This is a genomic window from Flavobacterium adhaerens, from assembly GCF_040045115.1.
Taxonomy (GTDB): domain Bacteria; phylum Bacteroidota; class Bacteroidia; order Flavobacteriales; family Flavobacteriaceae; genus Flavobacterium; species Flavobacterium adhaerens.
On record NZ_JBDLZX010000001.1, the window covers coordinates 15,289 to 41,727 of the forward strand.

27 protein-coding genes and 2 tRNA genes are annotated in these 26,439 nt (G+C 33.7%); 18 read left to right on the forward strand and 11 right to left on the reverse strand.

Annotated elements, in window-relative coordinates; genetic code table 11:
- Positions 1-49 precede the first annotated feature (49 nt).
- The 4 genes from ABEB18_RS00055 (at position 50) to ABEB18_RS00070 (ending at position 5,490) form a co-directional block, all read left to right on the forward strand.
- Complete coding sequence (locus ABEB18_RS00055) at positions 50-1,117, forward strand: sterol desaturase family protein (RefSeq protein ID WP_348796954.1); 1,068 nt, start codon at positions 50-52, stop codon at positions 1,115-1,117.
- A 91-nt stretch (positions 1,118-1,208) separates the two neighbouring features.
- The gene (locus ABEB18_RS00060) at positions 1,209-2,324 is read left to right on the forward strand and encodes a formylglycine-generating enzyme family protein (protein WP_348796955.1); all 1,116 of its coding nucleotides are present in this window, start codon (positions 1,209-1,211) and stop codon (positions 2,322-2,324) included.
- Between the two features lie 270 nt (positions 2,325-2,594).
- Positions 2,595-3,512, forward strand: a complete 918-nt coding sequence (locus tag ABEB18_RS00065; RefSeq protein ID WP_348796956.1) for a family 2A encapsulin nanocompartment shell protein — start codon at positions 2,595-2,597, stop codon at positions 3,510-3,512.
- Complete coding sequence (locus tag ABEB18_RS00070; RefSeq protein WP_348796957.1) at positions 3,496-5,490, forward strand: family 2A encapsulin nanocompartment cargo protein cysteine desulfurase; 1,995 nt, start codon at positions 3,496-3,498, stop codon at positions 5,488-5,490. The genes ABEB18_RS00065 and ABEB18_RS00070 overlap by 17 nt, the downstream gene beginning before the upstream one ends.
- Before the next feature lie 54 nt (positions 5,491-5,544).
- Here ABEB18_RS00070 and ABEB18_RS00075 read toward each other — a convergent pair whose 3' ends face one another.
- Entirely contained in the window at positions 5,545-6,558 is a 1,014-nt protein-coding gene (locus ABEB18_RS00075; RefSeq protein WP_348796958.1) for a helix-turn-helix transcriptional regulator, read from the reverse strand.
- A gap of 343 nt (positions 6,559-6,901) precedes the next feature.
- Here ABEB18_RS00075 and ABEB18_RS00080 point away from each other — a divergent pair.
- From ABEB18_RS00080 to trxB, 4 genes are all read left to right on the forward strand, one after another.
- Positions 6,902-6,953 (forward strand) — tRNA-OTHER (locus tag ABEB18_RS00080).
- A gap of 364 nt (positions 6,954-7,317) precedes the next feature.
- Positions 7,318-8,415 (forward strand): slipin family protein, encoded by a 1,098-nt coding sequence (locus tag ABEB18_RS00085; RefSeq protein WP_348796959.1) that lies wholly within the window; start codon positions 7,318-7,320, stop codon positions 8,413-8,415.
- A gap of 311 nt (positions 8,416-8,726) precedes the next feature.
- A tRNA-Pro gene (locus ABEB18_RS00090) sits at positions 8,727-8,801 on the forward strand.
- Positions 8,802-8,934: 133 nt separating this feature from the next.
- Positions 8,935-9,885, forward strand: coding sequence for a thioredoxin-disulfide reductase (gene trxB / locus ABEB18_RS00095; RefSeq protein ID WP_348796960.1), 951 nt, complete (start codon positions 8,935-8,937; stop codon positions 9,883-9,885).
- Positions 9,886-9,970: 85 nt separating this feature from the next.
- Here trxB and ABEB18_RS00100 read toward each other — a convergent pair whose 3' ends face one another.
- The 5 genes from ABEB18_RS00100 to ABEB18_RS00120 form a co-directional block, all read right to left on the reverse strand.
- Complete coding sequence (locus ABEB18_RS00100; protein WP_348796961.1) at positions 9,971-10,804, reverse strand: GIN domain-containing protein; 834 nt, start codon at positions 10,802-10,804, stop codon at positions 9,971-9,973.
- Between the two features lie 85 nt (positions 10,805-10,889).
- Positions 10,890-11,627, reverse strand: coding sequence for a head GIN domain-containing protein (locus ABEB18_RS00105; protein ID WP_348796962.1), 738 nt, complete (start codon positions 11,625-11,627; stop codon positions 10,890-10,892).
- 37 nt (positions 11,628-11,664) lie between these two features.
- Entirely contained in the window at positions 11,665-13,377 is a 1,713-nt protein-coding gene (locus ABEB18_RS00110; RefSeq protein ID WP_348796963.1) for a PspC domain-containing protein, read from the reverse strand.
- Between the two features lie 7 nt (positions 13,378-13,384).
- On the reverse strand, positions 13,385-13,717 hold the full coding sequence (locus ABEB18_RS00115; RefSeq protein WP_348796964.1) for a PadR family transcriptional regulator: 333 nt from the start codon (positions 13,715-13,717) through the stop codon (positions 13,385-13,387).
- Between the two features lie 84 nt (positions 13,718-13,801).
- A complete protein-coding gene (locus tag ABEB18_RS00120) occupies positions 13,802-14,257 on the reverse strand; it encodes a DUF4870 domain-containing protein (protein ID WP_348796965.1) in 456 nt (151 codons plus the stop codon).
- A gap of 339 nt (positions 14,258-14,596) precedes the next feature.
- Between ABEB18_RS00120 and ABEB18_RS00125 the strand changes: the two genes are divergently transcribed.
- From ABEB18_RS00125 to dnaJ, 3 genes are all read left to right on the forward strand, one after another.
- On the forward strand, positions 14,597-15,049 hold the full coding sequence (locus ABEB18_RS00125) for a DUF4442 domain-containing protein (RefSeq protein ID WP_348796966.1): 453 nt from the start codon (positions 14,597-14,599) through the stop codon (positions 15,047-15,049).
- 314 nt (positions 15,050-15,363) lie between these two features.
- Entirely contained in the window at positions 15,364-15,939 is a 576-nt protein-coding gene (locus ABEB18_RS00130) for a nucleotide exchange factor GrpE (RefSeq protein ID WP_438861429.1), read from the forward strand.
- A 52-nt stretch (positions 15,940-15,991) separates the two neighbouring features.
- Positions 15,992-17,101 (forward strand): molecular chaperone DnaJ, encoded by a 1,110-nt coding sequence (gene dnaJ / locus ABEB18_RS00135; RefSeq protein WP_348796968.1) that lies wholly within the window; start codon positions 15,992-15,994, stop codon positions 17,099-17,101.
- Positions 17,102-17,179: 78 nt separating this feature from the next.
- On the opposite strand, the gene ABEB18_RS00140 is transcribed toward dnaJ, so the two are convergent.
- Positions 17,180-17,635 (reverse strand): c-type cytochrome, encoded by a 456-nt coding sequence (locus ABEB18_RS00140; protein ID WP_348796969.1) that lies wholly within the window; start codon positions 17,633-17,635, stop codon positions 17,180-17,182.
- Positions 17,635-18,756 (reverse strand): PQQ-dependent sugar dehydrogenase, encoded by a 1,122-nt coding sequence (locus ABEB18_RS00145; RefSeq protein WP_348796970.1) that lies wholly within the window; start codon positions 18,754-18,756, stop codon positions 17,635-17,637. Before ABEB18_RS00145 ends, ABEB18_RS00140 begins: the two co-directional genes overlap by 1 nt.
- Positions 18,757-18,961: 205 nt before the next feature.
- Between ABEB18_RS00145 and ABEB18_RS00150 the strand changes: the two genes are divergently transcribed.
- The 6 genes from ABEB18_RS00150 (at position 18,962) to ABEB18_RS00175 (ending at position 24,449) form a co-directional block, all read left to right on the forward strand.
- Positions 18,962-19,885, forward strand: a complete 924-nt coding sequence (locus ABEB18_RS00150; protein ID WP_348796971.1) for an ABC transporter ATP-binding protein — start codon at positions 18,962-18,964, stop codon at positions 19,883-19,885.
- A 57-nt stretch (positions 19,886-19,942) separates the two neighbouring features.
- A complete protein-coding gene (locus ABEB18_RS00155; RefSeq protein ID WP_348796972.1) occupies positions 19,943-21,259 on the forward strand; it encodes an ABC transporter permease in 1,317 nt (438 codons plus the stop codon).
- 65 nt (positions 21,260-21,324) lie between these two features.
- Entirely contained in the window at positions 21,325-22,488 is a 1,164-nt protein-coding gene (locus ABEB18_RS00160) for a sigma-54-dependent transcriptional regulator (protein WP_348796973.1), read from the forward strand.
- Between the two features lie 27 nt (positions 22,489-22,515).
- The gene (locus ABEB18_RS00165) at positions 22,516-23,250 is read left to right on the forward strand and encodes a DEAD/DEAH box helicase (protein WP_348796974.1); all 735 of its coding nucleotides are present in this window, start codon (positions 22,516-22,518) and stop codon (positions 23,248-23,250) included.
- 89 nt (positions 23,251-23,339) lie between these two features.
- Positions 23,340-23,558: a putative signal transducing protein gene (locus ABEB18_RS00170; RefSeq protein ID WP_348796975.1), complete on the forward strand. Its 219-nt coding sequence runs from the start codon at positions 23,340-23,342 to the stop codon at positions 23,556-23,558.
- 78 nt (positions 23,559-23,636) lie between these two features.
- Positions 23,637-24,449 (forward strand): Cof-type HAD-IIB family hydrolase, encoded by an 813-nt coding sequence (locus ABEB18_RS00175; RefSeq protein ID WP_348796976.1) that lies wholly within the window; start codon positions 23,637-23,639, stop codon positions 24,447-24,449.
- A gap of 71 nt (positions 24,450-24,520) precedes the next feature.
- Here ABEB18_RS00175 and ABEB18_RS00180 read toward each other — a convergent pair whose 3' ends face one another.
- Positions 24,521-24,892 carry a LysM peptidoglycan-binding domain-containing protein gene (locus ABEB18_RS00180; RefSeq protein WP_348796977.1) on the reverse strand — a complete coding sequence of 124 codons (372 nt, stop codon included), beginning with the start codon at positions 24,890-24,892 and terminating at the stop codon, positions 24,521-24,523.
- A gap of 6 nt (positions 24,893-24,898) precedes the next feature.
- A complete protein-coding gene (locus ABEB18_RS00185; RefSeq protein WP_348796978.1) occupies positions 24,899-25,372 on the reverse strand; it encodes a BON domain-containing protein in 474 nt (157 codons plus the stop codon).
- A gap of 252 nt (positions 25,373-25,624) precedes the next feature.
- On the opposite strand from ABEB18_RS00185, the gene ABEB18_RS00190 reads away from it, so the two are divergent.
- Positions 25,625-25,783, forward strand: a complete 159-nt coding sequence (locus ABEB18_RS00190) for a hypothetical protein (protein WP_348796979.1) — start codon at positions 25,625-25,627, stop codon at positions 25,781-25,783.
- A 103-nt stretch (positions 25,784-25,886) separates the two neighbouring features.
- Here the strand turns inward: ABEB18_RS00190 and ABEB18_RS00195 are convergent, their stop codons facing one another.
- Complete coding sequence (locus ABEB18_RS00195; protein WP_348796980.1) at positions 25,887-26,408, reverse strand: hypothetical protein; 522 nt, start codon at positions 26,406-26,408, stop codon at positions 25,887-25,889.
- Positions 26,409-26,439: the final 31 nt, after the last annotated feature.

Below are 26,439 nucleotides of genomic sequence, written 5' to 3' on the forward strand. Positions count from 1 at the left end.
TTTGGTTGGGGGACTAGCAATAGTAAATCTAATTTTAAAATAAGAAATCATGGCTTTAGACGTAAAATTGAAACGCAAATTAAGAAGAGATATAAGTATTAGTCTCTTATTATATAGTTTACCAGTTGTAGCAATCTATCTGTATTTTAAATTGAATAATGGAATTGTGAGCGAATCACATCTGACATTACCATCGTATTTAGAATTTATAAAACCCGCTTTTCAAAACATTAGAACCTGGGGTTTATCTGTTTTTATGATTGTTTTAGGGATAATTGAGTTTGCAGCAGGAATGTATGATGATCAATGGACAGGCGAAGAGCGAAAAATTGATATTATTAGTTTTCTTGCGCCAAAATTGCTTTTGCCTCCTGTAATTGCTTTTTTCAGCTTAACAGCTTTACCTTTTTTGATTCCAAATCTTGAAAATACACTTTCATGGGTTCCATTCTGGGGAGGCTTTTTCTTAATTGCTGTAGCCGATGATTTGACCCAATATTGGTACCATCGTTTACATCATCAAGTGCCTTTTTTATGGCGCTTTCATAGAACACATCATTCGGCTCCGTACATGGGAATGGCGATGGCATCCAGACAAAATTTTATTTACACCATATTTTTTTCACAAATATATTTAACTGCAACCTTAACGTATTTAGGTTTGGGTTTACCAGCTTTGTTTGTAACCGTGATAAAAAGTTTTATCACATTGGGAGCACATTCGAGTATTGCTTGGGATAAACCGTTTTATAAATACCGAATTCTGCACCCGATAGCTTGGGTTTTAGAGCGTTTGATTTCGACTCCAGCTACTCATCATGCGCATCATGCCGATACAAGTGGTGATGGAGTAGGGTACTTTAAAGGAAATTTCGGGAATATGTTTTTCTTGTGGGATGTAATTTTTGGTACAGCTCTAATTACTAGACGATTTCCTGAATCCTACGGGACCAAAACATACAAACAAGAAGAGTGGTATGCTCAATTTCTTTGGCCAATTTTTAAATCTAAAAAAGAGGGAAGCCCATTGGCAGAAGGCGTTTTGGCTTTGCCAATTACTCCAAAAAAATCCGATGTTGAGGTAGTTTCCAACGTGTACGAGCCTCTTCAATCATAGAGAGTAGGAGAAAAATGGTTTTGGTTATTTTTTTTTTTGAGGGATTTCATAATTAATTACAATTTGAGATCCCTTTTTTTGAAAGTGTATTATGAATATAAAAGTATATAGTTTGAAATTGATAGTTGTATTGTTTACTTGTTTTTCTGTTTTGGGGCAAGAGAACGATGTTTTGATTGTTGCAACATCCACTAGTTGTGAAGCAATGTGCAAAGCCAATACTTCTAAAAAAGCATTGTTAATGAATTCTGTTTCGGTTAGTGCAAATAAGTCTGAAACAACACCTACTAAAAAAATAAATGAGAGCACGGGTGCATCTGCAAAAGAGATGGTTTGGATTGCCGGTGGGGAGTTTACTATGGGAACCAATGATTATCCGGATGCAAAACCTATTCACAAAGTAAAAGTAAATGGTTTCTGGATGGACGAACACGAAGTAACTAATGCGCAATTTGCGGCTTTTGTAAAAGCAACTAATTATGTAACAATTGCCGAACGTCCGTTAAATCCAAAAGATTATCCAGGTGTTCCTTTGGATAAATTGGTTCCAGGATCTGCTGTTTTTGTTGCTCCAACTTCAAAAGTTACCTTGGATAATATACAACAGTGGTGGCAATATGTTCCGGGAGCGAATTGGAAACATCCTACAGGACCCAAAAGTAATATTATTGGCAAAGACAATTATCCTGTTGTACAAATTAGCTATTTAGATGCTCAGGCATACGCAAAATGGGCAGGTAAACGACTCCCGACTGAAGCTGAGTGGGAATTTGCTGCCAGAGCTGGAAGATCTCACACTAAATATTATTGGGGAAAGGAATTTAAACCGAAAGGAAAATGGGTTGCCAATATTTTTCAGGGGACTTTTCCCAATAATAATACAGCCGAAGACGGTTTTAAAGGTGCTGCGCCTGTCAAATCTTATGCTAAAAATCCATATGGAATGTATGATTTAGAAGGGAATGTATGGGAATGGTGTAATGACCTATACCATAACGATTACTATAAAACGAGTTCTACCGATAATCCTACGGGACCCAAAACAAGTTATGATCCCGAAGAACCTGGTGTCGAGAAACATGTACAAAGAGGAGGCTCGTTTCTATGTAGCGATCAATATTGCATTCGATACGTTGCTGGTGCAAGAGGAAAAGGAGAAACTACAAGTGCTTGCAATCATTTAGGATTTAGATGTGTGAAAGATTGATTTCATAATACTAGTAAAAAACCTTTATATGCTTTTTTAATCCCACATATCTTCAATATTATACTGACATTAATAGTTGCCTTTGTTTTATTTTCAAAGGGAACTTAGTGGTAAATTCTATTTTAACAAATTGATATTTTCTTCCAATTTTATTCAGTTATTTGAAAAATAGTAACCGATATATTACATTGTTTTTTGTGTGTAATTTATTGATTTGTTGTAAATTAGCTATGAGAGTACGTGAATTTTATTAACTAATAATTATAAGTAATGGCAGATCCAAAGAAACAGCAAACTGCATTAGGAGATGTAGCTGCAAGACAATTAGCAATTGCAACCCGTTCGGTACCTACAATGTCAACTTCTCCCAGATGGCTTACCCATCTATTACATTGGGTTCCAGTAGAAGGCGGAGTATATCGTTTGAATAAAGTAAAAAATGCCACACATATAGAAGTGGATTGTTCTGCTAGAGATGAGCATCAGTTGCCCAATACTTTTGTGGATTATATTGACAATCCTAGAGAGTATAACTTGGCTGCCGTTCAAACTATCGTCGATGTCCATACTCGTGTTTCCGATTTGTATAGTAAGCCTTATAACCAGATAACAGAGCAATTGCGCTTGGCTATCGAAACGATCAAAGAGCGTCAGGAACGAGAGTTAATCAATAATAAAGATTACGGTTTGTTGAGTAACGTGGCTCCGTCTCAGGTTATTAAAACCAGAGCAGGTGCTCCAACACCAGATGATATGGATGAATTACTAACCAAAGTTTGGAAAGAACCCGGTTTTTTCCTGATGCATCCGCTAGCAATTGCCGCCTTTGGTCGTGAGTGTACCCGTCGTGGTGTACCGCCACCAACAACCTCTTTGTTTGGCTCTCAATTTCTGACTTGGAGAGGGGTGCCACTGATTCCTTCAGATAAATTACCGATTGAAAAAGGAAAATCAAAAATTATCTTAATGCGTACTGGCGAAAGCCGTCAAGGAGTTATTGGGCTTATTTTGCCGGGATTACAAGGCGAACAATCTCCAGGATTGTCTGTGCGTTTTATGGGGATCAATGAAAAAGCAATTGCATCCTATTTGGTTTCGTTGTATTGTTCATTAGTAATAACTGTCGATGACGCTATTGCCGTATTAGAAGATGTACAAATAGATAAATATCATGAATACAAATACTAATCATCTTGGTTTACCCAATATTGATGAGTTGCAACAATTGGCCAATGAGTTGTTTAGTGCTCTGCCCAACGAAATTCCAAAACAGATTTCGTTGAGTCCAGATCCAAATGATCATCCTCGTGCTACCAAAATTGCCGAAACACTCCTTAATGTGGGTAATTTGGGTGTTGGTGAAACTGTTTTTCCTGTGAGTAATCACGATACGGCCTTGGCGCAGTTGGGACATAGTGCGTCATTACTTTCTACTCCGCCAGTGATTACCAACAGTATGTATCAGTATCCTCCATCAATAGGGGGAATTGGAGTTTCGCCATCGGTTGGTACTTATATAAAAGATAGTAGAGGAGTAGAAGCAGTGCCAAATGTTTCTTCTTTAATTTCGGATATTCCCTTTATGGAACAAAATCATAACGGAATGGATGTCTCGAAATATTCTTTGGGTAGCCAACAGGTTCCTGCATCGGTAGAAAAAGAGATTGTCCCCGAAAATATTCAGTCTTCTTTTGACGACTCGAATTTGGATACCAAAAACGAAACCTATTTGCCATTTGAATACGAAGGAAATTCTTTTGAGGCCGAATTGCGAGCAGCTTTAAATTTGATAAATAGCGATTTTAGAAGTCCGTCAGATACAGGGATTGTTGGAAATGAATTTCAAAACAGTTATTATTTTTTGGAACACAATCCATTTGCTTTCGATTCAAAAAAATCTGATATCTCTAATGTTGTTCCTGTACTCCCAAAAAATAATAGTTGGCTAGGTTCCAATTTTGATGCCTATTTAATCAAGAAAGATTTTCCGATTTTGAACGAAACTGTAAATGGAAAACCTTTGATTTGGTTTGATAATGCTGCTACGACACAAAAACCACAATCGGTAATAGATCGAGTGAAGTATTTCTACGAACATGAAAATTCCAATATTCACCGTGCTGCTCACGAGTTGGCTGCCAGAGCTTCGGATGCTTATGAAGCGGCACGCGAAAAAGTGAGAGCATTTCTGAATGCCAGTTCGGTAAACGAAATTGTATTTGTTCGCGGCGCAACCGAAGGGGTTAATTTGGTGGCCGAAAGTTGGGGAAACCATAAACTGAATGCTGGCGACGAAATAATTGTCAGTCATTTAGAACATCATGCCAATATTGTTCCTTGGAAACGCTTGGCCGACAAAAAGGGGTTGGTTTTAAAAGTGATTCCAGTAGATGATGACGGACAAATTCTGTTAGGTGAATATGCCAAATTATTAACACCAAAAACCAAATTGGTAGCTTTTACGCAAGTTTCGAATGCGTTGGGGACCATAACTCCAGCCAAACAAATGGTCGAAATGGCTCATGCTGTTGGCGCAAAAGTTTTGTTGGATGGCGCACAGTCGGTTTCGCACATGAAAGTAGATGTGCAATATCTTGATGCCGATTGGTTGGTTTTCTCAGGACATAAATTATTTGGTCCAACAGGAATTGGCACTCTTTATGGGAAAGAAGATTTGTTAAACGAAATGGAACCGTATCAAGGAGGCGGAAATATGATTCAGGATGTGACTTTTGAGGAAATCAAATACCATAAAGCACCACATCGTTTTGAAGCAGGAACTGGAAATATAGCCGATGCCATTGGTCTCGGTGCTGCGATTGATTATGTTTCGAAAATAGGAATAGAGGTAATTGGTCAGTACGAGCATTATTTATTGGAATATGCGACTGATTTGCTCAAACAAATTCCGGATGTCCGATTGATAGGAACTGCTGAGCATAAAGCGAGTGTGCTTTCTTTTACTTTAGAAGGGTTTTCCAACGATCAGGTTGGACAAGCATTGAATAGGGAAGGTATAGCCGTGAGAACGGGACATCACTGCGCTCAGCCCATTTTAAGGCGAATGGGAGTAGAAACCACAGTTCGCCCCTCGTTGGCTTTTTACAATACCAGTCAGGATGTTGATGTTTTTATTGAAACGCTTTGGCGATTAAAAACCAAATAAAAATGCAAACATAGAAGCCCAAGGATTTTTTCTTGGGCTTTTTTGGGTTATAAATTACTTTTTATAACGCATCAATCCTTTTTGGAGAATTGTTTTCATTCGATTACGTAAATTTTCCGGCCGAATAACTTCTAAACCATCGCCAAATCCCAATAAAATGCGTTCTAATTCATAATTATGAATGATAAAAAGATGCACGATAATACTACCATCTTCATTTTTATTAATTACTCTTTGTGAATTATGCAAAGGTTTGGTTATAATATAAGGGGCATTGATAGAATCAATCCAAAGTTCGATTCGTCTGGGTTGCAGACCTGTATTTACGGTAACTCCAACTACATTTTTATAAAAAACATCGGGGTTAAAATTTTGCTCTAAATAAGGTAAATTCAAGTTGTAATCAATAGAAATAATTCTGTCCAGTGCTAAATTTGCAATAGGTTGGTTTTCCTTTCTTCGTCCTATTAGAAACCAGCGATTATTAAACTCTTTCAAAATACAAGGATGAAAATCAAATACTCTTTCTTCATAGGATTTGAATGATTTGTAGGTTATCACCAAAACAATCTTTTTTACAATAGCCTGATAGATTTCTTCTAAGAAATGTAAGCCCTTTAAATTTTCATTTTTATCCAAATGAATTACTGGCTGTGTATGCGATTTTTCGGCATAGATTTTATCTTCCAATCGCTGTAAAATATCCGAAACATCATTAAACAAAGAGAAATCCTTAAACTGTTTTAGCATGGAAACGGTTTCGGTTAATACATTCATATCGGTTTCTGTCAGCGGAATGTCGGTAATTGTAAAATCCTCGTCTTCGTATTTGTAAAACTTTTTGTCATAGACTACAATCGGTGCATTATACCCCAATTTTTCCGATCGCATCAACTGAATGTCCATCTGAATAGTACGTTTGCTAACTGAGTTTTCTTTGCCTTCGTATTCAAAAAGTGCTTCCGAACAAGCTTCAATCAAGTCATCTAAAGTCCATTGACGGTACTGATTTTGCAGACATTTATCAATAGTTTTATAGCGGATTAAAGCATTCTTGTTTTGTGACATAGTTTAGTTTATTATGTAATTGGATGGAGTTTACAATTAATCGTTATACTAAAAATACACTTTTAATTTTACTACGCAAAATAGCTGCGCAGTAGTTTTGAAATCTTTGTTCAAGAAATAAAACGAGTTCTTTTATAGGCTGAAAAATATCAAAGTACAACTTTGATTTACAATATCAAAAAAGTCCTGTTGCGTGTTTCTGTATAGCACCATTGTAGGGAGCTTTTCGCTAAAGCGTATTATGTTTTTCTATGCAACTTGATTTGGAGGTTTTGGTAGTTTTCCAAAAAATTATCTCGATTCTATGTGTCGTGGGTTCGATTCCCGCTCACAGTAATGTGATAGTTCAGTTGGTAGAACAATAGAGGGAAACGCAGGTTCGAATCCTGTAACCATTTTTTTTGGTTTTGACAGTGGTTGTCTCCTTACAGACTCAAAATCTGTATTCCAGAGCGCATTACTCTTAAAAGATGCACTATAAAGAAAACTGTTTGGTCTTTGTCAGTACTATTTAGGATTGTAAAATCAAAAATGTACACTTACGATGAACCAGTAGGAATTGAAAAGTTTTTGAAAGTACTTTTTTTCTTTTCGGTTTGATTGAAGCTGTAAATCATAGAATTACTTTTTTAAAAGATAACTGTAAAACAATTAGAGTGTTTCATTTACAAACGATTCTTCCGTTTTTTCAAAAGGAGAAAGACAAATGGTTTTCTTATTTAAAAAGAAACAAAAGTTAATTAACAAAAAATATTTATTATGATAAGAAAAATTAAAATTGATACGTACCAAGTAGGTTTGGTATTCGAAAATAGAAAATTGGTGGATGTAGTAAAAGAAGGAACAAAATGGATTTTTGGAGATAAACAGGTTATGGTTTATGAAAAAACTGTTTCATTTCAGTCACCATACGAATTCAATGTATTGTTACAAAATGAAGTATTGGCTTCGATGTTGGAAGTAATTGAAGTAGCGGATAATGAAATTGTTTTGCAATTTGTAAACGGAAATTTCAAAGAGGTTTTGACTGCTGGAACTTATGCTTTTTGGAAAGGAGTAACTAATACCTATTTCTCCAGAATAGATTTGTCTAAGGTTGAAATCACAGAAAAAATTCCAATGTTTTTGTTTGAATCAGCTAAATTAAGAGCTTATTTAAGAAAGTTTATAGTGTCTAGCAATGACAAAGCATTGTTGTTTGTAAACGGTATTTATGTAAAAGAATTGACAGCAGGAACCCATTATTTTTGGAACAACAGTACTACAGTTGAGGTAAAAACAGCTGATATGAGACAACAACAATTGGAAATCTCTGGTCAGGAATTGTTAACCAAAGACAAAGCAGGATTGAGAATAAATTTCTATGTGAGATATCAAGTGAGTAATATTTCGAAAGCATTGGTAGATAACAAAGATTTCGAAAAACAGTTATATGTTTTGATGCAACTGGCCTTGAGAGCTTTTGTTGGAAGTTTAACCTTGGATGAATTGTTAAGTAAGAAAGATACTATTGCTTCGTCTATTTTGGATGAGGTTTCTACTAAAATTAGTGATTTAGGTTTAGTTGTTTCTGATGCAGGGATTCGAGATGTAATTTTGCCAGGTGATATGAAAGAAATTATGAATCAGGTTTTGGTTGCCGAGAAAAAAGCTCAAGCCAACAGCATTATGAGACGTGAAGAAACTGCTTCTACAAGAAGTTTGCTGAATACCGCCAAATTGATGGAGGAAAACGAAATGTTATGGAAATTGAAAGAGATGGAATATGTTGAGAAAATTGCTGATAAGATTGGAGAAATTACTATTTCTGGAGGCGGAAATATCATCGGTCAGTTGAAAGAGATTTTTGTAAAATAATGAAAACCACGAGTAGAGGTCTATTCGTGGTTTTTATTTTATTTGAAATTTTACTAATCCTGATTGCCAGATATAGTATAAATATCTCTTAAGCGGATAGCGTGGAAATTTAAGTTTCTAGTCTTCAACCTGCTCAAAGTCTCCTGCGAGATATTCAAATAAGAAGCCACGACTTTATTAGGCAACTTTTTTGTCTTTTGCAACACCACTCCTGGTGAGAATGTTTATAAAAGCTTTTTTAAATTTTATTTTTTATTTTATAAAATAGACTTGTATAAGTAAAAAAGAGTTGTATATTTGCACCCGCAATACGGGGTGTAGCGTAGCCCGGTTATCGCGCCTGCTTTGGGAGCAGGAGGTCGCAGGTTCGAATCCTGCCACCCCGACAAAAGCCTTCTTGATTACAAGAAGGCTTTTTTTATTTATCTATTCTTGGATAACAAAAAATGATAAATCCTATTATTTTATCCAGCATTAATAACCTATTTTTGTGTTGTTAAAAAAAAAATCAAATACATTATGTCAGATACTATCGAAAAAATTAAATGTCTTATTATAGGTTCTGGTCCTGCGGGTTATACTGCTGCTATTTATGCTGCTAGAGCTAACATGAATCCAGTTTTATATCAAGGAATGCAACCAGGAGGACAATTGACTACGACTAATGAAGTAGAGAATTTTCCAGGTTATGTTGATGGAATTACAGGTCCGGAAATGATGATACAATTACAACAACAAGCGCAACGTTTTGGAGCCGATGTTCGTGATGGATGGGCAACCAAAGTTGATTTTTCTGGAGGAGTTCACAAAGTTTGGATTAACGACAAAATCGAATTGCATTGTGATACTGTAATTATTTCGACTGGTGCTTCTGCTAAATACCTTGGTTTAGAATCGGAGCAACACTATTTGAAAATGGGAGGTGGAGTTTCGGCTTGTGCGGTTTGTGACGGTTTTTTCTATAGAAATCAAGAAGTTGTAATCGTTGGAGCAGGGGATTCTGCTTGCGAAGAAGCACATTATTTATCTAAATTATGTTCAAAAGTTACTATGCTGGTTCGTAGTGATAAATTTAGAGCTTCAAAAATCATGGAAGAGCGTGTTCGCAAAACTGAGAATATTTCTATTTTGATGAACCATGATACTGTTGAAATTTTGGGAGATGGAAATGTTGTTACTGGTGTAAAAGCTAGAAATAAATCTACAGATGAGGTTTTTGAAATTCCAGCAACTGGTTTCTTTGCCGCAATTGGTCACAAACCCAATACTGATATTTTTAAAGAGTATTTAACTCTTGACGAAACAGGTTATATTGTAAACACACCTGGAACCTCAAAAACAAATGTTGAAGGTGTTTTTGTAGCTGGTGATGCTGCTGATCATGTGTATCGCCAGGCAATTACAGCTGCAGGAACTGGCTGTATGGCTGCATTGGATGCCGAAAGGTATTTGGCTGCAAAAGAGGTCTAAATTGGTTTAAAGTTTAAAATGTTTAAAGTTGTTTGAAAGATAGTTACTGCTTTTAAACAACTTTAAACAATTTTAGACAAAAAGTTTATTTCGCTTTTTTAATTATTTGAGCTTGTCCTAAAAATTTTCTAACCTCGATTTTAGGCGTTCCCAACAAATAGATTTTTGATGATCCATTTGCATCAATAATAAGTGATACATCGGCCATTATATTGCTTACGGATTCTCCATCTGTAGTTACATCACCATTTTTTATGGTAAAATTATTCCCCGTAAAAACGCTGTTATTGTCCTGTTTGATAATCGCGTTAGTGGTTTCTCCTTCAATGATTGCTGATGTTTTTTGGAACATATCAAATGCAAGGTCTGTTGCTGTTATCAATGCCTTTACTTGTGCGTTATTGTTTAATTGGAATTTTGCTTTTTCGGCTTTCAAATTCAACTCAATCTTAGTTTTATCATCCGAAATCAAAGTAAAGTTTTTAGAATTTACATTCATATACAATTTTGCATAATCCAAAGATTTGAAGTTGATTTCGTCTAGCATAATAACTTCTAGAGCATTTATTATCGATGCATTTTTGGCAGTAACAGATTTTAAATCATTGGTGTATTTGATTTTTAAAACCAATTTTTTGTACGTACTAATTTCCTTTGAAGTGTAGATTCGAAGAGATTTTTCTTTGATGTCAAATGAGATTTCCTCATGTAGATTATCGTCAGCTTCGATTTTTATTTCGTTTTTATCTCCTTTTTCTAAGAATACAGTGAGATTGTCTTCTATTTCTAAGGCATTGAATTCGCCAATTTCTTTTGCTTTTTCGATAACTGTTTTTGAACCTTTTACTTTTTCTTTGTTTTGACCAATTGTTAGGGTTGTTGTTAGCAGACAAACAATAATTAAATGCAAATATTTCATCTTATTTTATTTGGGTTTATTGCAAATATAAAAAAATCACCCATTGTTGATGGATGATTTTTTTTGAATTTTGATGCGATGAATATTATTCTTGGTGAATACTTGCTCCAGAATGTTCTTCTTTTTCAATAGATTTTGGAGTCTTTTTATAAACAATACTTGAACCACTTGACGCATCTGCTTTGAGACTCACTATCGGCGAAACGATTGTAGAGGAGCCGCTAGAAGCATTCGCATCAATATCATTTACAAATAATTCACCAGCATTTAATGTCGAACCACTCGAAGAAGAGGTTACAGCATGAATTGCTTTTCCTTTGATGGTTTGAGAGCTTCCGCTACTACTGTTTAACTCAATATTTTCATACTCAGCAGCAATGTTTATTGAAGCAGCACTTGACGAAACCAATGATAAGTTAACACCTTTTAATGTTGAATTGCTTCTGATTGTAGAGGCTGATGACGCTTCTAATCCTTCGATGACAGGCATTTTTACTTTTACTTTTTTGGAAGTAACATTGTTGTAATTGCCAAATTTGCATGAAATAGAAAGAACGCCATTTTCTATATTGGTGATAATATCTTTTTGGAGATTGTCATCTGCAATAACAATTATTTCGGTTGTGTTGGATTGCTCAATTTCAAGATCGAGTGCATTGCTGATTTCGATATTTTTAAAATCGCCTGCAACAGTTCTTTTCTCTGTAGTAACATTACCGCTTCCGGTAACCGAATTTAATAAACCTTGATTACAAGAGCCAAACAATAACGCTATTATTGTAATGACAATAAATTTGGTGATTAATGTGATGAGTTTTAACATGGCTAAAGTTTTTTGATTAGTATGAGATCAAGACGATTTATTCTGTTTTGATGATAATGCCGTCTTTATTGATTTTCAATTCTTTGAAATTCTTTTTGGTCTTTACAACAGAATCACTTTCGATAGTTACGCCGTCGCCATTAATAGTGATGTTGCTTTTGTTTTCTGTATCATCAATATCTTCTTCAGGGCAATTTAGACATTTTATTTTGTCATTTCCTACTCTAAAAAGTTCATTTTTTTCGGGATGCCAATAAAAGTAATCACCATCAGTTCGGTCATAATGTTCCATCGAATCGTCTGGTTTAAATAATGTACCTTCTGGTAAAAACAAAGTGATTTCAATTTCTTGGTCACGGAATTTGTTTTTGGCTTCGGTAATCAAATAATTGTCAAAGATCAATTTGTTGCCAACAATTTTGTAGTTGTAACGTATCGCTTCGGCTCTTTTTTTGGCTTCAGACAATGATTTTCCTTTGGCATCTTTTTCAATTTGAATATAGGCGTATTTTTCGTCTGATTTTTCAATTTGAATGCTTACTTCATTCGAATAGATAATATCATTATCCAATGAGTCTTTGGTTATCATAAAATCGTTTCTATCGTGTATGTCTTTTGCAAAATAATTATTATGAACAAATTTGATAGAAAGAGTATCTGTTGGTTTAAGATTTAGAGTTTCTTTTTGAATCGATCTACTGCTTACTGCAAATGCTGTTGCTTGTGTAATACCAATAGAAATGGCTATAGATACAGCTATTAACCAAACAGCTAGCAAAGTGTATTTTACTATATTTCCAACTGATTTCATGTTTGGAGCCAATAGTCTGAAACCTAATAAGGTCATGAAAAAGAACGGAATTCCTACTGCTAAGAACATCAATATACCAAAAGACCAAATTGGATAATCTGTAAAATTGCCTGCCTCTATAAAACTAGACCAAGGAAAATTTAATGAAACAGTTGTTCCCAAAGTAAATACACCAATGAAAAGTAATACTAAAGTAGTTAAACCAGTCATAATCAAAATAACCCCTAGGATTTTAGCAAAAACTTTGAAAACAGTTATGATAAAATCGCCAAATGAACTGCCTATTTTACCAGCACCCGACTTTACTTGGTTACCAAATTTATCGTAATCTACATTTTTTAATTTTCCAGAAACATTTTCAAATTCTTCACGGACTTTTTTTTCGATATTCGAAATCGTTACGGGCTCGCCAGTCATTTCTAATTTTTCTGAAGTTGTTACCGCTTCAGGAGTTACTATCCAAAGGATAATATAGGCTAAAATACCAGTACCAAATCCTGCAAAAACAAAGATCAAAAATGTAATTTTTAACCAAACCGCATCTATACCAAAATAATGTCCTAAACCAGTTGCCACACCACCAATCATTCCGTTTTCTTTATCGCGGTACAATTTTTTGGTCGTTCTAGGAGCCGAATAGTTATATGAACTAGAGTTGTCACTTGGACCATCTTCTTCAATGATGTAATCTTCAGGTTGCCCCATAATTGCGATTACTTCATCAACTTCTCTAAGTGTAACAACGTGTTTTTCGCTTTTTTGTTTCTCAAGCAACAATTCCGATACCCTCATTTCGATATCTTTTAATATTTCTTCTTGACCTGATGATTTTGATAGCGAGCGTTTGATAGCATCAAAATATCGTGTTAATTTTTGGTACGCATCTTCATCAATATGGAAGACCATTCCACCTAAATTTATATTTACAGTTTTGTTCATGACTTTGTTATTTTTGGTTGGTAGTAATTAAGTTAACAGCATTGGATAATTCTGTCCAAGTTCCATCTAATTCTTTCAAAAAGGTATGGCCTATTTCGGTCAAACCATAATATTTTCGTGGTGGTCCCGAGGTTGATTCTTCCCAACGATAATTCAGTAAACCATCGTTTTTTAATCGCGTTAACAATGGATAAATGGTTCCCTCAACAACCAATAATTTAGCGTCTTTCAAGGTGTCTAATATTTCTGAGGTATAAGCGTCTTTCTCTTTCAAAACCGATAAGATACAAAACTCAAGAACACCTTTACGCATCTGGGCTTTAGTGTTTTCAATGTTCATAATGTTGTAATTTGAGTTGATTTGTTGATTAAACTGTTCATTTTTTGATTGATTGATTGATTGATTGATTGATTTTTAGTTTGTTTATTTCAAAAATGGAATCGTAAACGGATAATTATAAGTTTCTCCATTCGAAGCTTTTATTGTGGCCAAAATGACCAAAAAGAATTCGGCTATTTTGATAAATGCAATTGCCAAAAGCGCAATCACACCTAAGGTCAACCATCCTATACTGTTAGCATAATTCAATCTTTCAAAAATAATATCATCATAGTTGATTAATTCGATGAATGATATATTGCTTAACACTGTATATAAGAAAATCGGAATAGCAATAAGAGCAAAGATTAAGGAATACATTAGAATACTTAATTGAAAATTTAAGGCTTGTTTACCGTTTTCGTCAACAAATTTAGATTGGTCTTTTTTCGATGTCCAAAATAGTATCGGAAAAATATAATTTCCAAACGGAATTATATATTGACTCAAAGTACTTAAGTGTGTAAAAGCAGCAATTTTGTTTTCGTTTGCAGTTTCCATTTTTTTAATTTTTAATGTTCGTTTTTTGATTTTTGATTGATGTTAGAAATAGAACTATAGACTAACCTAGTAATTTCTTATGCAAATATATGTTTAAAGTACGGTATCTTGTATCACATAGTAGTATATATTAACATAATATTAACATTAGCAAACGATTTTACTTATAAATTTTAAATTGTAATAGGGATTAGTTTATTCTAAGATGATTGATATTGTGTTTGAAAGTGTTTTAAAACCAGTTATTGTATTTTAGAATAGCTTTCAATTATAATTAGCACTTGTTTTTTATATGTGTGCATAGTATTTTTTGTATTTTAGCCTTAAAAAAATGGTGTTATGGGACTTACTGTTACAAAATTGAATCGATTTTTACTATTCAAATTACCTTCTGCCTATATTTGTGGAGTTCGTGTCAAATCTATTACAAAAGAACAATGTATAGTAACGGTAAAACATAGATGGATAAACCAGAATCCTTTTAATTCTATGTATTTTGCTGTTCAGGCTATGGCTGCCGAAATGACTACAGGAGCTTTGGTCATCGATAATATTCAAACAAGTGGTAAGAAAATTTCAATGTTAGTTGCCAACAATAAATCTAATTTTTCAAAAAAAGCTACGGGTTTAATTACATTTGTTTGCCATGACGGACATTTGATTGAGGAAGCGGTTCAAAAAACGATTGCTACGGGGGAAGGTCAAACATTTTGGATGAAATCTATTGGAACTAATGAAGAAGGTGTACAAGTTTCGGAAATGGATTTTGAATGGAGTATCAGATTGAAATAACCTAAAATTATAATAAAGAAAAAAGCTTCGTTACTAAATAACGAAGCTTTTTTTGATATAAGGCTGGGTGAATTAATAATTATAATAGAAAACAACTTATGTTAAGATTATTGCGAGTTGTATCCTTTGGGGTTGATAAAACCATACTCAAATTTATGTAAACTATATCGTAATAGTCTTAAAATTATATTAATTTTTTTTTAGCTATAAAGAACTTTTTTTACAGTCATTTTTATTTTTAAAATAAAAGATGACAATTTGACATTTTATAAGTTTTGGCAGTACTTTTGCAATCGGATTAAAAGAATAAAACTATGTTTAAGAATTTTTTTAAAAATAAAAGTAATATGACTACAGAAAATACAGAATTCGATCAAGAAATAGATGATGTGACTTTAGAGAAAAATGCAAATGGAGAGCAAATCATTATTGAAGAATTAAGTGTTGAAGAGCAATTGACACAAGACTTAGCTAGAGAAAAAGATAAGTTCTTGAGATTATTTGCAGAATTTGAAAATTATAAAAGACGTACTACTAAAGAAAGAGTCGAATTATTCAAGACGGCAAATCAGGAAGTATTGCTAGCCATGTTACCAATATTAGATGATTTTGATAGAGCTATTATAGAAATCAGTAAGTCAGAAGATGAATCTTTGGCTAAAGGTGTAGAACTTATTCATGAAAAATTAAAAGGAACCTTGGTTGGAAAAGGCTTAGAGTTAGTGGATGTTAAAGTAGGAGATGCTTTTAATGCTGATTTTGCTGAAGCTATTACACAAATTCCTGCACCTTCAGAGGATATGAAAGGGAAAGTTATAGACGTTCTTGAAAAAGGATACAAATTAGGAGACAAAATTATTCGCTTCCCAAAAGTAGTAATCGGAGGATAATAACGGTTAACTAAGGAGTTGTGATTTTTAAAATTTGGAATTACTTTAAATTATGAAAAAAGATTTTTATGAAATATTAGGCATTTCAAAAGGTGCTGATGCTGCTGAAATAAAAAAAGCATACCGAAAAAGTGCTTTGAAATACCATCCTGACAAGAATCCTGGCGACAAAGAGGCAGAAGAAAACTTTAAATTGGCTGCTGAAGCTTATGAAGTGTTGAGCGATCCTGCTAAAAAAGCAAAATACGATCAGTATGGTCATCAAGCTTTTGATGGATCTGGAGGATTTGGCGGAGGCCATGGTGGTATGAATATGGATGATATATTCAGTCAATTTGGTGATATCTTTGGCGGTGGTTTTGGCGGTTTCGGAGGCGGAGGCGGTGGCCCACGTCGTGCAAAAGGAAGCAATTTACGTATCAAAGTAAAATTGACTCTTGAAGAAATCGTAAATGGTGTTGAGAAAAAAGTAAAAGTAAAACGCAAAGTTCAAGCTCCTGGAGTATCTTATAAAACATGTTCTACTTGTAACGGTCAAGGACAAGTAATGCGCGTAACCAATACTATTCTGGGAAGAATGCAATCAGCTTCTACTTGTCCAACTTGTGGTGGATCTGGACAAATATTGGATAAAAAACCAAACAATGCCGATTCACAAGGAATGATTTCTGAAGATGAAACAGTTTCAATAAAAATTCCTGCTGGTGTTGTTGATGGCATGCAATTGAAAGTTTCTGGAAAAGGAAATGATGCACCAGGGAATAGCGTTTCTGGAGATTTAATTGTGGTTATCGAAGAGATAGAACATGAGTTTTTGAAACGTGAGGGCGAGAACATTCATTATGACTTGTATATCAGTTTTGCCGAAGCTGTTCTCGGAATTTCAAAAGATATTGAGGCTGTAAATGGTAAAGTAAGAATCAAATTAGAAGAAGGTATTCAATCAGGTAAAATTTTGAGGTTGAAAGGCAAAGGTGTTCCAAGTATCAATGGTTATGGTAGCGGAGATTTATTGGTTCATGTTAATGTTTGGACGCCAAAAACGTTGAATAAAGAACAAAGACAATTCTTTGAAAAAGCATTAAACGATGATAATTTTACTCCAAGTCCTGAAAAATCAGACAAATCATTTTTTGAAAAAGTAAAAGATATGTTTTCTTAATTTCTTTTTTAAAAAAGTCTAAATATGTAATCCCCATTCTAATTGATTTTAGAATGGGGATTTTTTAGAAAAAAGGATTTATTCTTTAATCTGTTCTACTTCTTTTTCGGTAACCATTTTTTTATTGGAATTGCTCCAGGAGTTCATGATGTAATTCATAACATCAGCAACTTCTTGATTGCTTAATCCCGTTGGAGGCATATTGCTATTGTATTTTTTTTGATTTACAATAATCTCTCCTTTTTGACCAAATTTTACTGCATGAATGCTCTCTTTTCTTTTCTTTTTTAGCCAATCGGAGCCGTCCAATGGAGGAAAAGTGATTTCATTTCCTTTACCAGAAGGTAAATGACATTGAATGCAAAAATCAGCATAGATTTCTTTGCCTCGAATAATACTTTCCTGTATTGGTGTTTGCTGTATTTTAATTGGTAAATATCCTTTTTGAGAATACTGATTTGAAATTGTTGGGTTTAGAAAGTAAGTCACACCCCAAGCCAATAAGGCCATGCCAATATTTATTTTTGTAATCATTATGTTTTTGGGATAATTTTTAAAATTCCTTTTCCTTCAACTCCTAAATAAATATACCCATCGGGTGCTTGAATCACATTGCGTAAACGACCAATGTCTGTTGCGATTTTTTGCCTACCAATAACTTTGTCACCATCTAATTTTATTAATTCCAAGTATTGAAATTTTAAGGAACCTATCAGTAAATGTCCTTTCCAATTAGGATAAATATCGCTGGTTACAAAAGTCATTCCACTAGGAGCAATAGAGGGTGCCCAATAATAAATTGGATTCTCAATTCCTAGTTTTTGTGTTTCGGTGCTAATTATACTATTGTTGTAATCGATGCCGTAAGTTACCACTGGCCAACCGTAATTTGCTCCTTTTTTGATGATATTGATTTCGTCTCCACCTTGAGGTCCATGTTCATTTTCCCAAATTGTTCCCGTAGCTGGATTCATAGCCAATCCTTGAGGATTACGATGCCCGTAGGAATAAATGGCTTTTTTTGCCGTTTCGTTATCAAAAAAAGGATTGTCTTTTGGGATACTTCCATCATCATTAAGACGATAAATTTTTCCATTATCACGTGTAATATCTTGTGGATTTACAAAATGTTCTCCACGTTCTCCGGCCGAAAAATACAGGTATCCTTCTTTGTCAAAGGCAATTCGTGAGCCAAAATGATGTCCTTTTGTGGTATTTGGCTCACATTTGTACAAAGATTCTATTTGGGTGAGGTTTTCGTTTTCTAGTTTGGCTCGTATTAGTTTTGTGTTTCCTCCTTCGCCTTCACCATCCGTTGAGGCATAAGTAAAATAAATCCAACCATTTGTTGAATAATTAGGATGCAAAACAATATCCATTAAACCGCCTTGTCCACGGTTATAAACCTTTGGTGTATTTTTTATTTCCGTTTTTTTACCATTTATTATATGGTATAAAACGCCTGTTTTTTCAGTGATAAGTATAGAGTTATCGGGTAAAAAAGCCATTCCCCAAGGGATGTTTATGCCATCTGCAACTGTTTCGATGTCGTAATTTTTTAGATCATCTTGTAACGGAATGGCATCGTTTGTTCTCAGTTGCGCTTGGCAAAGAAAACTTATAAATGAACAAAAAAGTAACGAAAATGTCTTCATATCTTATATTTTTATTTAAAAATAATAAAAAGTTTATTTTGTTTTGATTTTGTGATTGAATGTTGAAGTGGAAAGTTTGTCTTTTGGTTAAAAAGCACTGTTTTGTTGTTTTGGTTTGATTATAGTTAGTTTTAGGGTCTTTTTGTGTAAGATCCCTGTTAGATTCATTACTAATTGACTACTTTTGCAATTCTAAAAAAGTGATATGAGTACTATACTTGAAGTCAACAATGTTGTAAAACAATATGGCGATTATGTCGCTCTTAATTCGGTTTCTCTTTCAATTCCCAAAGGCAGTATTTTTGGTTTATTAGGACCTAATGGTGCTGGGAAAACTTCCTTAATTCGAATTATCAATCAAATTACAATGCCCGATAGTGGTGAGGTAATTCTTGATGGCGAAAAACTTCAGCCAAAACATGTTCAGCACATTGGCTACCTTCCTGAAGAGAGAGGATTATATAGTTCTATGAAAGTTGGAGAGCAATGTTTGTATTTGGCTCAAATGAAAGGATTGTCTAAATCCGAAGCCAAAAAACAATTAGAATATTGGTTTGATCGTTTAGGAATTAATGGATGGTGGAATAAAAAGATTCAAGAATTATCCAAAGGGATGGCACAGAAAATACAGTTTGTAGTTTGCGTGCTGCATAAACCTAAGTTGTTGATTTTTGATGAACCTTTTTCAGGGTTTGATCCTGTAAATGCGAATGTGATTAAAGATGAAATATTAGAACTTCAGAAGCAAGGATCAACCATTATTTTTTCGACTCATAGAATGGAAAGTGTTGAGGAATTATGCGATCATATTGCCTTGATTCACAAATCGAATAAATTGATAGAGGGAAAGTTGATCGATGTAAAAAGACAATTCAGAACCAATAGTTACGAAGTTGGAATTTTGTCTGATAATATCGAAGGTTTAATGTATGATGTCACGCAAAAATTCAAAGTTGGTTCTGCAAATTTTAAATCATTAAATGACGAACTAAAGTTAGAAATTCAAATTGGGAATTCAACTCCAAATGATTTATTGAATGTTTTGGTACAACGTGGTCAAATTACCCATTTTGTAGAAAAAATACCAAGTGTAAATGATATTTTTATTCAAACAGTCAGTCAATCTTAGATTTTAGATTTCGGGTAATTGAATCAAAATCTAAAATTTTAAATCTAAAATTTCAAAATGAGTATAATTTCATTAATCATAAAAAGAGAGTTTATTGCCAAAGTTCGCAACAAGTCATTTATTGTAATGACATTTTTGAGTCCATTATTATTTGTGGCAATTACAGTGTTTATAACCTATTTGAGTTCGATGAAACCTGATACTAAATTTGTCGCCATTCACGATGAATCAGGTTTGTTTGTAAAAGAGTTTATGGCCTTGAATCTTGAGGATGATGACCATAAATACCTGGATTATTCGCAAATAGATATTGATATTCTCAAGGACAGTATCACTAGAGAAAATTATGAAGCGCTGCTTTATATTCCTAAAACCAATACTAACAAAGATTTAGAAACTAAAATTCAATTAATTTCGGATGATAGTCCGAGTATAATATTTATCGAAAAAACACAAAATCTTATTGCTGATAAATTGACCAAAAGTAATCTAGAATTAGCACATTTGGACACTTTGGCCATAAAGAATGCTCAAGCAAAGGTTGTTTTAAATTTAACTAAGGCATCAGGAGAGGAAAGTCTAAAAGGGTTGAATGAAATTAAAATAGGAATTGGTGGTGCTTTTGGGTATCTTATCATGATGTTTATCATTATTTATGGTAATATGGTTATGCGATCTGTAATTGAAGAAAAGACCAACCGTATTATTGAAATCATTATATCTTCGGTCAAACCTTTCCAACTTATGATGGGAAAAATAATTGGAACTTCATTGGCTGGTTTGTTGCAGTTTATTATATGGTCTATTATTGGTTTGGCGTTGATTTTTGCAGCTTCGACATTTTTCGGAGTCAATTTAGGACCAACAGCAAGAGTTTCTCCAGAAATGATGCAAGTAGCGCAACAAGAATTTTCAGGCACAGCACAAATGTATATCAAAGAGTTATGGAGTCTTCCTATTGCAAGTATTTTGATTGGCTTTATTGTGTATTTTATAGGAGGTTATTTTTTATATAGTTCATTTTATGCGGCAATTGGTGCAGCTGTAGATAATCAAACTGATTCTCAGCAGTTTTTATTACCAATCATCATGCCCTTGATATTAAGTGTTTATATTGGTTTTTTTACTGTTATTAATGACCCACACGGAACAATTGCGGTAACTTTTTCGATGATTCCGTTAACCTCTCCAATTGTTATGTTAATGCGTATTCCTTTTGGGGTACCATGGTGGCAAATTGCAATTTCTGTATCTTTGTTATTCTTGACATTTATCGGGGTAGTTTGGTTTGCAGCCAAAATTTATCGTGTCGGAATTTTGATGTACGGAAAAAAACCAAGCTGGAAAGAATTGTATAGATGGCTTAAATATTAATTTATAGTTTGTAAGTTTTTGGATAAAATACAAATCAAAAGCTTAAAATTTCTGAAACCTAAACAATGAGCAAAATTTTAATTATTGAAGACGAAGAAGCTATCCGAAGAGTATTGGTTAGAATACTTTGCGAAGAGAATGATTCTTATGAAGTAGATGCTGCTGAGGATGGAGTTATAGGACTCGAAAAAATAAAAGAAAATGATTATGATTTAGTGCTTTGTGATATAAAAATGCCAAAAATGGATGGTGTTGAGTTACTTGAAGCAGTCAAAAAATTTGATACCGAAATTCCAATTGTTATGATTTCCGGACATGGTGATATGGAAACCGCTATCAATACAATGCGTTTAGGAGCTTTTGATTATATCTCAAAACCACCAGATTTGAATCGATTGTTAAATACAGTACGTATTGCTTTGGATCGAAAAAAATTAGTTGTCGAAAACAAAATTTTAAAAAAGAAAGTCAGCAAAAAGTACGAGATAATCGGAGAAAGTGAGCAAATTAATCTAGTGAAAATTATGATTGATAAAGTAGCTCCAACTGATGCTCGTGTTTTGATAACGGGGCCTAATGGAACAGGAAAAGAATTGGTCGCTCATCAATTGCACGACAAAAGTGATCGTGCTACCGCCCCAATGATTGAGGTAAATTGTGCTGCAATTCCAGGTGAATTGATAGAAAGTGAATTGTTTGGTCATGTAAAAGGGGCTTTTACATCGGCTGTAAAAGATCGTGCTGGAAAATTTGAAGCCGCCAATAAAGGAACCATTTTCTTAGACGAAATTGGGGATATGAGTTTATCGGCTCAAGCCAAAGTACTAAGGGCTTTACAAGAAGGAATCATTACTAGAGTAGGAGCCGATAATGACATTAAAGTAGATGTTCGTGTGATCGCTGCCACTAATAAAGATTTGAAAAATGAAATTGCCGAAGGACGTTTTAGAGAGGATTTGTACCATCGTTTGGCAGTAATTCTTATAAAAGTTCCTTCTTTGAATGATAGAAGAGATGATATTCCAGAATTAATAAAACATTTTACAGTTAAAATTGCAAATGAAAACGGAAATGCTGTCAAGAAATTCTCGAAAGAAGCCATCAATTTACTTCAACAGTACGACTGGACTGGAAATATTAGGGAGTTGCGAAATGTAGTAGAACGTTTGATTATTCTTGGTGGAAGCGAAATTTCGGAGAGTGATGTAAAAGCTTTTGCCAGCAAATAAAGTAATTTAATCTTTCAATCATAAAAAATGAAGTTAAAAAAAATAAATCCTGTATTACAAGAAGCTTTGATTGATAGCGGATTAATAGAAGCTAATTTATTGCAAAAAGAAACTTTTTCGACCATAAAAAGTGGTGTTGATGCAATTATAGCTTCGCCAGCATATTCAGGTAAAACAGCAACAATTGTCATCAATGTAATTCAACAACTGGTTTGTAAAGGCGAAGAATCTCCACGTGCTTTAATTTTTGTAGAGGATAAAGCGAAAATTCGTGAAATGGAAGAACTCTTTGATAAGTTTGGAAAATTTACTAACTTGAGAGTGTATGGCGTGCATGAAAAAGGGGATATGGATTATGACAAAAATTTTATTTCGGCCGGAATTGATGTTCTTATTGGAACTCCAACAAAACTAAACGATATGTTTTCAACGGCTGGTTATAATGTAAACAGATTGAGAATGTTTATTATAGATGATGCCGATAAAATTTTGAAATTGAGACATGAAACCAAAATTATGAGAATTTCAAATAGTATTGCCAAGACACAACGCCTTATTTTTACAGATCAAATTACAGAGCGTATAGAATTATTGGCAGATAAAATGTTAGTAGAACCATACGAATTCGATTTTAATGAATATGAAGATGAGGAAGATGAGGAAGATGAGGATGACGAAGACTTGAAAGAGGAAATTTACAAGCAACAAGATTTTGATGATTTTGAAGAGTTAGATGAGGAAATTGATAATGAAGAAGAGTAAAATCTGATTTCAGGAGTAGCAAGTGCTCAAGGTTAAAATACTCTTAATTTCTGTAGTTAATTTGAATAATAATTTAAAAAAGTAATAGTATGGGATTAATGAAAGTATTTTCAGGAAGCGAAATTTTAGCTTTGGCTTTGCAAAAAAAAATTGAAGAGGTCGGAGTCGAAACTTCAATTAAAAACAACATTCAGTCGGCTAGAATGTCTGGATTTCCAAATTCGGATTCAGCTGTTGAAGTTTTTATTCAAGAAACTGATTTTGCAAAAGCAAATCCAGTTATCGAAGCGTTTAGGTTGAGTATTTAGTTCGAATGAATTGCAACTTTTTAAAGCCTTGAAACACAAAATTGTATCAAGGTTTTTTTATTAGAAGAGAATAGAATAATGAAAAAAATAAATTACAAAATGTTGGTTTTGGATATGGATGATACATTGTTGACAGACAATCATACCATATCAGATGAAAATAAAGAAATGATTTTTAAAGCTCAGGAAAAGGGGGTTTATGTCGTTTTGGCATCTGGCCGGCCAACTTCAGCAATGACCGCTTATGCTAAAGAATTAAAATTGGATTTTTATAATTCATATATGCTTTCTTATAATGGTGCTGTAATTACAGATTTAAAATCGGATACGGTTCTTTTTGAGCAAACTTTAACCAAAGAACAAATTCATGAACTATACGATTACAGTTTGGAGAGCAAAACACATATCATTACGTATTTGAATGAAGCGATTGTTAGTGAAACCGATTCAGAATATATTGATGTAGAAAAAAATATTACTGGTTTACCTCATAATAAAGTAACTAGTTTTAAGGCAGAAGTGCAAACCAATGCGGTGAAATGTATTTTATTGGAAGAACCATCTTATTTGAAAAATGTAGAAATAGATTTAAAAGAAAGAATGCCACATTTAAGTGTTTCGATGTCTAAACCTTTCTTTTTAGAAGTAGCTCAACAAGGAATTGACAAGGCCTTTAGTTTAAGTAAATTAGCTAAAAAATTAAATATTGATCAAAGCGAGATTATAGCTGTTGGAAATGCTGGTAACGATTTGACAATGATAGAATATGCAGGTTTGGGTGTATGGGTTGATAATGTAAGTCCAGAGCTAAGAGGCAAAGGCGATGTTATTGTGGCTTCCAATAATGATAATGGTGTTGCAGAGGTCATCAAAAAATATATTTTGGACTAATACTATTAGATTTCTAAATATAAAATAAACAAGTCTGGTATTGCGGTTAGCCAGACTTGTTTATAAAACTGTTATGCAGTTGGGATTTTTAGTTTCCAGCCCACCTGAATTAGATCTGGATTTTTAATGATATCTTTATTGGCTTCATAAATAGATTGCCAAGAAACACCATAGGCTTTACCAATTTTGGATAAAGAATCGCCACTTACAACTGTATATTCGATTGTTGTACCTACAGCCACAGCAATATTCATAACAACATCAGCAGATCTAAAATCGGGATCAATTTTGCCATACACTTCCCAAATTTTATCTTTGTCTGCAGCCGATTTTGCGGTTCCGTCTATATATAATACATTGTCTTGTTCGCGAACTTGCAAGTCAGTAACTCCCAAATTAGTCGCTGTTGTAATTAATTCTGCATATTTATCGTTTAAGCTCATCGTAGTTTATTTTATAGTTAATTGGTTTTCGACTTTTTTAGGTTTTAATTCTTGCATACTCTGAATTAAAGTAGGTAATTGATCTCTTTTTATTTCTCCTTTCAAAGTAATTACTCCGTCCAAAACTGTTGCTGTAACCCCCGAGTAGGTTTCTACAACTTTGCTGACAGCGGTTGTCAAAATAGCATCAGTGTTAATTTCGATAGGAGCAATTATAGGTTCGGGTGCTGCAATTTTGCAATTATTCACTACCGATTTTACCCCTTTTACTTCTTTGGCGATGTTTTCACAACTTGCTTTGCAAGCTTCGTCTTTGCAAATACCAGAAATTGTTGCTATACCATCTTTTACCGAAACCTGCATTTCTGGCATATCGCCCATTTTTGCAAGAATTTCTTTTTGAATGTCAGCATCTTTAGGGCCACAAGACAATACCAATAAGGCAATACATAAACTACAAATGATTGATTTAATTTTCATAATTGTTGTTTTTAAAATTTACATTTAAAGTTAATGAATTCATTTTTAATCAGTTGTGTGTTAAATGTGTTTTTTTAATGCTTTTTGTACATACGTTCTTATATGATATTCTCACTTACTTTGAGTTGATTTTAAATTATTGATTAATTAATTCGTTTTTTGGTACTTAAACTGAATTTTTTGGCTGTACAACGTTTTATTTTTTTAACACCACGATTGATTTGTAACTTTTACAATTAAAATCTATTTACTATGGGATATGCTTTATTAATTCTTGCAGGACTTTTGATAGTTGGTTTTTGTACTGGAAGCATTGAGTTGCCCGATAATTTTTTTAAAAATTCGAACAATTCAGATGACGATGATGATTTTTATCGCAATTTTTATAGAGATTCTGATTTTTGGGATTGAAAAAGAGGTATGCTTGAAATGTTTTTTTAGGATCTCCAAAAACTTTTAGTATAAAAAAAGTCCCGCTACAACGGGACTTTCTTTTGTATGAATCTGAATTGTTTTATTTTTTAGCTACCGAAATAAAATAATTATTTCCGTCACCCATTGTAAGTTTAACTCTTTCGTCGCAAACGTCTATAACAAATTGACCATTGTCATAACAGGTACATGTTGTTTTTTTGTCTTTAGACATTTCGTTATCGCATTTTCCGGTTTTGTAATTGGCCAACTGAGGGGTGTAAAAAGAAACTAAATCTGTCGAAGCTGTTACTAACGAAATAATACTTTGTGAATTATCATTAGCAATTCTATAAACAATTCTATCGGTATAGTTGATGTTATCTACAGATACTTTTCGGATGTAGGTGTAAGCTGTTGAAGCTGCTTCTACCGATTTTTCTTCAAATTTGAAACCAAGTGATCTGATGTCGATATTGAATTTTTCTTGTGAATTATAACTAGCCCAAGATGTCAAGGTACTTATCGTTGGAAAAGGATTTTTGGTAGCAATAGAAGGTGTGCTTTGTGCTTGTGTGAAAATTGTGATGAATAGTAGGGAGATGGTGAGGCAGATTGATTTCATTTTTTTTAAATAATTGTTGTTTAATATTGAC

Excerpts from the sequence above, each read along its gene's own strand:
- ABEB18_RS00065 (WP_348796956.1), top strand. The coding sequence starts at position 2,595 with ATGGCAGATCCAAAGAAACAGCAAACTGCATTAGGAGATGTAGCTGCA.
- ABEB18_RS00070 (WP_348796957.1), top strand. The coding sequence starts at position 3,496 with ATGAATACAAATACTAATCATCTTGGTTTACCCAATATTGATGAGTTG.
- ABEB18_RS00105 (WP_348796962.1), bottom strand. The coding sequence starts at position 11,627 with ATGTTAAAACTCATCACATTAATCACCAAATTTATTGTCATTACAATA.
- ABEB18_RS00145 (WP_348796970.1), bottom strand. The coding sequence starts at position 18,756 with ATGAAGACATTTTCGTTACTTTTTTGTTCATTTATAAGTTTTCTTTGC.
- ABEB18_RS00175 (WP_348796976.1), top strand. The coding sequence starts at position 23,637 with ATGAAAAAAATAAATTACAAAATGTTGGTTTTGGATATGGATGATACA.
- ABEB18_RS00060 (WP_348796955.1), top strand. The coding sequence starts at position 1,209 with ATGAATATAAAAGTATATAGTTTGAAATTGATAGTTGTATTGTTTACT.
- ABEB18_RS00165 (WP_348796974.1), top strand. The coding sequence starts at position 22,516 with ATGAAGTTAAAAAAAATAAATCCTGTATTACAAGAAGCTTTGATTGAT.
- trxB (WP_348796960.1), top strand. The coding sequence starts at position 8,935 with ATGTCAGATACTATCGAAAAAATTAAATGTCTTATTATAGGTTCTGGT.
- ABEB18_RS00100 (WP_348796961.1), bottom strand. The coding sequence starts at position 10,804 with ATGAAATATTTGCATTTAATTATTGTTTGTCTGCTAACAACAACCCTA.
- ABEB18_RS00125 (WP_348796966.1), top strand. The coding sequence starts at position 14,597 with ATGGGACTTACTGTTACAAAATTGAATCGATTTTTACTATTCAAATTA.
- ABEB18_RS00075 (WP_348796958.1), bottom strand. The coding sequence starts at position 6,558 with ATGTCACAAAACAAGAATGCTTTAATCCGCTATAAAACTATTGATAAA.
- ABEB18_RS00185 (WP_348796978.1), bottom strand. The coding sequence starts at position 25,372 with ATGAAAATTAAATCAATCATTTGTAGTTTATGTATTGCCTTATTGGTA.
- ABEB18_RS00195 (WP_348796980.1), bottom strand. The coding sequence starts at position 26,408 with ATGAAATCAATCTGCCTCACCATCTCCCTACTATTCATCACAATTTTC.
- ABEB18_RS00190 (WP_348796979.1), top strand. The coding sequence starts at position 25,625 with ATGGGATATGCTTTATTAATTCTTGCAGGACTTTTGATAGTTGGTTTT.
- ABEB18_RS00140 (WP_348796969.1), bottom strand. The coding sequence starts at position 17,635 with ATGATTACAAAAATAAATATTGGCATGGCCTTATTGGCTTGGGGTGTG.
- ABEB18_RS00055 (WP_348796954.1), top strand. The coding sequence starts at position 50 with ATGGCTTTAGACGTAAAATTGAAACGCAAATTAAGAAGAGATATAAGT.
- ABEB18_RS00120 (WP_348796965.1), bottom strand. The coding sequence starts at position 14,257 with ATGGAAACTGCAAACGAAAACAAAATTGCTGCTTTTACACACTTAAGT.
- ABEB18_RS00130 (WP_438861429.1), top strand. The coding sequence starts at position 15,364 with ATGTTTAAGAATTTTTTTAAAAATAAAAGTAATATGACTACAGAAAAT.
- dnaJ (WP_348796968.1), top strand. The coding sequence starts at position 15,992 with ATGAAAAAAGATTTTTATGAAATATTAGGCATTTCAAAAGGTGCTGAT.
- ABEB18_RS00115 (WP_348796964.1), bottom strand. The coding sequence starts at position 13,717 with ATGAACATTGAAAACACTAAAGCCCAGATGCGTAAAGGTGTTCTTGAG.
- ABEB18_RS00110 (WP_348796963.1), bottom strand. The coding sequence starts at position 13,377 with ATGAACAAAACTGTAAATATAAATTTAGGTGGAATGGTCTTCCATATT.
- ABEB18_RS00085 (WP_348796959.1), top strand. The coding sequence starts at position 7,318 with ATGATAAGAAAAATTAAAATTGATACGTACCAAGTAGGTTTGGTATTC.
- ABEB18_RS00180 (WP_348796977.1), bottom strand. The coding sequence starts at position 24,892 with ATGAGCTTAAACGATAAATATGCAGAATTAATTACAACAGCGACTAAT.
- ABEB18_RS00155 (WP_348796972.1), top strand. The coding sequence starts at position 19,943 with ATGAGTATAATTTCATTAATCATAAAAAGAGAGTTTATTGCCAAAGTT.
- ABEB18_RS00160 (WP_348796973.1), top strand. The coding sequence starts at position 21,325 with ATGAGCAAAATTTTAATTATTGAAGACGAAGAAGCTATCCGAAGAGTA.
- ABEB18_RS00170 (WP_348796975.1), top strand. The coding sequence starts at position 23,340 with ATGGGATTAATGAAAGTATTTTCAGGAAGCGAAATTTTAGCTTTGGCT.
- ABEB18_RS00150 (WP_348796971.1), top strand. The coding sequence starts at position 18,962 with ATGAGTACTATACTTGAAGTCAACAATGTTGTAAAACAATATGGCGAT.